Raw genomic sequence first — 4,614 nt, forward strand, 5'->3', positions numbered from 1 at the left:
CCCCCCAGACGGGGATCCAGAAGAAGTCGAAAAACATGAAGGTCGAGGTCACGGGCAGCCTGCCCTTCGGCGTCACCGCCAAGGACATCACGCTTTCGGTCATCGGCGCCACCGGGACCGCCGGCGGCACCGGCCACGTGATCGAATATTGCGGCGAGGCGATCCGCTCGCTCTCCATGGAGGGCCGCATGACGGTCTGCAACATGGCGATCGAGGGCGGCGCGCGCGCCGGGCTGATCGCGCCCGACGAGAAGACCTTCGCCTATGTCAAGGGCCGGCCGCATGCGCCCAAGGGGGCGGCCTGGGAGATGGCCGAGGCGCATTGGCGCGGGCTCTTCAGCGACGAGGGCGCGCATTTCCACGAGATCCTGATCCTCGACGCCGCCGACATCGCCCCGGTGGTGACCTGGGGCACCAGCCCCGAGGACGTGTTGCCGATCACCGGCGTGGTGCCCGACCCGGCGGAGTTCCGCGGCGGCAAGGTGGATGCCGCAAGGCGCTCGCTCGCCTATATGGGGCTCGAGCCGGGGACGAAGCTCACCGACGTGGCGATCGACACGGTCTTCATCGGCTCCTGCACCAACGGCCGCATCGAGGATCTGCGCGAGGTGGCCCGGGTCATGGAGGGCCGCAAGGTCAAGGAGGGGCTGCGCGCGATGATCGTGCCCGGCTCCGGCCTCGTGCGCGCCCAGGCCGAGGAGGAGGGGATCGCCCAGAAGCTCATCGAGGCCGGGTTCGACTGGCGGATGGCGGGCTGCTCGATGTGCCTCGGCATGAACCCCGACCAGCTGAAGCCCGGCGAGCGCTGCGCCTCGACCTCGAACCGCAATTTCGAGGGCCGCCAGGGCCGAGGCGGCCGCACGCACCTGCTCTCGCCCGCGATGGCGGCGGCGGCAGCGATCACCGGGCGGCTCACAGACGTGCGCGAGCTTATGTGAGCCCCGCGGGCCAGCCGGAGCGGCGGAACCCGATCCGGCGCTCCGGCGTTGCTCCGGCAAAGGAGCGCATTCATGTCACCACCCGATACCAAGGTCGAGAAGCAGGCGCGGCGCCATCGGCCCGCGATGGCGGGGATCATCGCGTCCCTGGCGGTGATCCTGCTGCTGGTCGTCGCCTCGGTCTTCTTCATCACCAATCGCGACGCGGCAGAGGACGCGGATTCCGTGGTCGCGCCGGAATAGCTTGCAGGGGGCGCGTTCCGCGCCCTGCGGGCTTGCATTTCAGCCGCCCGCGGCGGAGAATCGGGCCCGCGATGCTCTCGGACGCCGCCACCGTGCCGGACTATCTCGACGAACTGCCGGGGGACCGGCGGGCGGCCATCGCGCAGGTGCTGGCGCTGGTACGGGCGAACCTGCCCGAAGGCTATGACGAGGTGATGCGCTGGGGCATGATCACCTGGGAGGTGCCGCTGGCGGTCTCGGGGCCCACTTACAACGGCAAGCCGCTGATGTATGCGGCGCTCGCCAGCCAGAAGCGGCACATGGCGCTCTATCTCTGCGGCGTGAACTGCCTGCCCGGGGTCGAGGACGGCCTGCGCGCCGCCTATGCCGCGGCGGGCAGGAAGCTCGACCTCGGCAAGGCCTGCCTGCGCTTCCGCAAGCTCGACGACCTGCTGCCGGAGCCGGTGGCCGCGGTGATTGCGGCGGTTCCTGTGTCGGATTTCGTCGCCGCGGCGCGGCGCTAGGGCGGCCCGCGCCGTTTCGGTCGGGGAATGCTCTGCGGGCCGCGGCCTTCTCCCTTGCCCGTGGCTCGGTCTCGAAGCCCGGCGCCGGTCAGATGGAGGGATCGCCGACGGGGCCGGGCGGAACGGGTCTCGGCGGCTTCCAGCCGGAGGCGGCGGAGGACCACCAGCCCCAGCGCGCCGAGGCCGAGGCACCAGATCCCCATGGCGAGGCACTGGCGCGGGAAGTCGACGCCCCGGTCGATCAGGATGCCGGTGATGCCGGGCCCGATGGCGGTCGAGACGACCATCACCGTGGTCGCCAGCGAGCGCACCGCCCCGAGATGCCGCGTGCCGTAGACCGCGGGCAGCAGCGCGCCCCAGAGCGCGCTGGCCATGCCCTGGGTCGCGCCGAGCAGCCCGAGCGCGGCGATCCAGAGGCCGACCTGCCCGGCGGGGCCGATCAGCGTGACCCCGAGCGCCATGGGCAGCAGAAAGACCGGCAGCAGCCGCTCGGGCCCGAAGCGGTCGCAGGCCCAGCCCGCGAAGAGCGCCGCGGCGATGGCGAGCGTGGCATAGACCGGATAGCCCCGCGCCATCTCCGCCTGCGCCCAGCCCTTGACCGAGGAGATGTTGGACTGGTGGAAATAGACCACCGTGCCGACGAAGCCCGGGGTCAGCAGGAAGGGCAGCAGCGCGGGAAGGAGCCAGTGGCCCAGCGCGTCCGCGCGGCTCCAGTGCCGCCCGCCGAGTCCCGGTGCCTCCTCGGCCCCGCCCTCGCCCCCGCCCTCCGGGGCGCGGCCGCGGGCGAAGAGCAGGGCGGCCGCCGGCGCGAGGCCGAGGGCGAGCAAGAGCGCCACGCCTCCCCAGGTGAGCCGCCAGCCGAGGCCCGCGATCGCCGCGACGGTGATCAGCGGGATCACCATCTCGCCGAAGGCATGGCCGAGGATCACCAGCGACACCGCCCGGCCGCGCTGGGCACGGAACCAGCGGCCCATGGCGGTCAGCGCCACATGGGGGAACATGCCCTGGCCGCAGAAACGCAGGCCGATCAGCGCGAGCCCGAGCAGCCAGGGCGAGGATGTCCAGGCCATCAGCGCGGCGGCCAGCGCGAAGGCCAGCGCGACGGCCGAGGCCAGCCGCCAGAGCGGCATGGTGTCGGCGAGCGCGCCGCGCAGGAAGAGGAGCCCCGCCGCGACCAGGGTGGCGAGGGTATAGAGGCTGCCCCAGCCCCCGTTGCTCAGCCCGTAGACCGCCTTTATCTCGCCGGCGAAGAGCGCGATGAACCAGGTCTGGCCGAAGGCCGAGGCGAAGGTCAGCAGGAAGCCCGGAGCGAGCCAGCGCAGGTTCTGGTTCAGGAACGCGATCATGCGCCCTGCTAGCCGCCGCCGCAGGGAAAGACGAGTCCCCCCGGGCGCGCGTCCGGCCGATCGTGCAGGTTGAAAGGCCTCGGTGGATCGCCATGTTGAAGGCGTGTCGGGCGCCGCCCACGGTCGCGAGTGGAGAGAGAATGCCGAGGATCGCCGCCACCCTGGCCTGTTGCGCCGCCGTGGCGCTCGCAGGCGCTGCGGCGTCGTCGGAGGAGGCCGCCCCGCTCGGCGACCGGCGACCGATGCTCGGCTTCGGGGCCGTGGTCGACCGGCCGCCCGACTTCCGGCTGGACCCGGATGCAACGGATTCCGGGTCGGGCGGGGAACCGCGGGCCGCGCGGGGCGGGAACGTCGGCTTCGTGTTCTTCGGCGACGCCTATCTCGGGGTGGCCGCCGGTGGCGACCGCGCCGGCGCGGTCTCGGGGATCGGCGGCGGCGCGACCGTGACGATTCGACCGTGATCCGCGCCCGCGCCGGCCCCGGAGCCCGGACAGAGCCTTGCGCGCGGGGCCCGGGCGTGGTTTGTCTCCGGCGGAGAATCCGGAGATCGCGATCATGGACAAGTTCACCACGCTGACCGGCGTCGCGGCGCCGCTGCCGCAGATCAATGTCGATACCGACATGATCATCCCCAAGCAGTTCCTCAAGACGATCAAGCGCACCGGGCTCGGCAGGAACCTCTTCCACGAGATGCGCTACGACCACAACGACCGCGAGATCGAGGACTTCCTGCTGAACCGGCCGGCCTATCGCAACGCGCAGATCCTCGTCACCGGCGAGAACTTCGGCTGCGGCTCGAGCCGGGAGCACGCGCCCTGGGCGCTGCTCGACTTCGGCATCCGCTGCGTGATCGCGCCGAGCTTCGCCGACATCTTCTACAACAACTGCTTCAAGAACGGCATCCTGCCCATCGTGCTGCCGCAGGAGGAGGTCGACAAGCTGATGGACGATGCCCATCGCGGCGCCAATGCCACGATCACCGTCGATCTCGAAAGCCAGACCATCACCGGTCCGGACGGCGGCACCATCGCCTTCGAGATCGACCCGCACCGCAAGCACTGCCTGCTGAACGGTCTCGACGACATCGGGCTGACCATGGAGAAGGAGGAGCATATCTCCGCCTTCGAGAAGGCGCTCCACATCCGCATGCCCTGGCACCACCACGGCGGTTAACCGGCCCTTAACGCCGGCGCGCGAGCCTCGCCGGCGTGACCCGGAACCGCCTGCACGCCCTCGCCCTCCTTCTCCTCGCGGCCCTGCCCCAGGCGGCGGGCGCGGAGGTGCTGCGCGTGGCAACCTATGACGTCGATCTGACCCGAAAGGGCGCCGGGGTGCTCCTGCACGACCTCGGGCGCGAGCCCGATGCCGGGCTCGCGGCGGTGCTGGCGGTGATCCGCGCGGCGCGGCCCGACGTGATGCTCCTGACGAGCTTCGACCACGACCTGCGCGGCCGGGCGCTGGCGGCCTTTCTCGACCTGCTGCGCCAGGGGCCGGAGGGGATCGATTATGCTCACGTCTTCGACGGGCCGGTGAACGCGGGCGAGGTCTCGGGGCTCGACCTCGACGGCGACGGGATGCTCATGG

The 4,614-nt window shown here is 71.4% G+C and carries 6 protein-coding genes and 1 pseudogene; 6 read left to right on the forward strand and 1 reads right to left on the reverse strand.

Annotated features, from left to right (window positions below; translation table 11 throughout):
- The 3 genes from V7050_RS18175 to V7050_RS18185 all read left to right on the forward strand — a co-directional run.
- Positions 1-938, forward strand: a 938-nt coding sequence (locus tag V7050_RS18175) for an aconitase family protein (protein ID WP_324410969.1), incomplete at its 5' end; no start/stop codon positions are given.
- Positions 939-1,010: 72 nt separating this feature from the next.
- Positions 1,011-1,181 (forward strand): hypothetical protein, encoded by a 171-nt coding sequence (locus V7050_RS18180; protein WP_324369875.1) that lies wholly within the window; start codon positions 1,011-1,013, stop codon positions 1,179-1,181.
- Between the two features lie 71 nt (positions 1,182-1,252).
- The gene (locus tag V7050_RS18185; protein WP_324369877.1) at positions 1,253-1,684 is read left to right on the forward strand and encodes a DUF1801 domain-containing protein; all 432 of its coding nucleotides are present in this window, start codon (positions 1,253-1,255) and stop codon (positions 1,682-1,684) included.
- Here V7050_RS18185 and V7050_RS18190 read toward each other — a convergent pair.
- Positions 1,681-3,030 carry an MFS transporter gene (locus V7050_RS18190; RefSeq protein ID WP_324369879.1) on the reverse strand — a complete coding sequence of 450 codons (1,350 nt, stop codon included), beginning with the start codon at positions 3,028-3,030 and terminating at the stop codon, positions 1,681-1,683. The genes V7050_RS18185 and V7050_RS18190 overlap by 4 nt on opposite strands.
- 140 nt (positions 3,031-3,170) lie before the next feature.
- Here V7050_RS18190 and V7050_RS18195 point away from each other — a divergent pair, with 140 nt between their 5' ends.
- The 3 genes and pseudogenes from V7050_RS18195 to V7050_RS18205 all read left to right on the forward strand — a co-directional run.
- Entirely contained in the window at positions 3,171-3,491 is a 321-nt protein-coding gene (locus V7050_RS18195) for a hypothetical protein (protein ID WP_324369881.1), read from the forward strand.
- 94 nt (positions 3,492-3,585) lie between these two features.
- Positions 3,586-4,203 (forward strand): 3-isopropylmalate dehydratase small subunit, encoded by a 618-nt coding sequence (gene leuD, locus V7050_RS18200; RefSeq protein ID WP_324375257.1) that lies wholly within the window; start codon positions 3,586-3,588, stop codon positions 4,201-4,203.
- 35 nt (positions 4,204-4,238) lie between these two features.
- A pseudogene (locus V7050_RS18205) lies at positions 4,239-4,614 on the forward strand (endonuclease/exonuclease/phosphatase family protein); the annotation flags it as partial.

The organism is Amaricoccus sp., assembly GCF_036846665.1.
Classification (GTDB): domain Bacteria; phylum Pseudomonadota; class Alphaproteobacteria; order Rhodobacterales; family Rhodobacteraceae; genus Amaricoccus.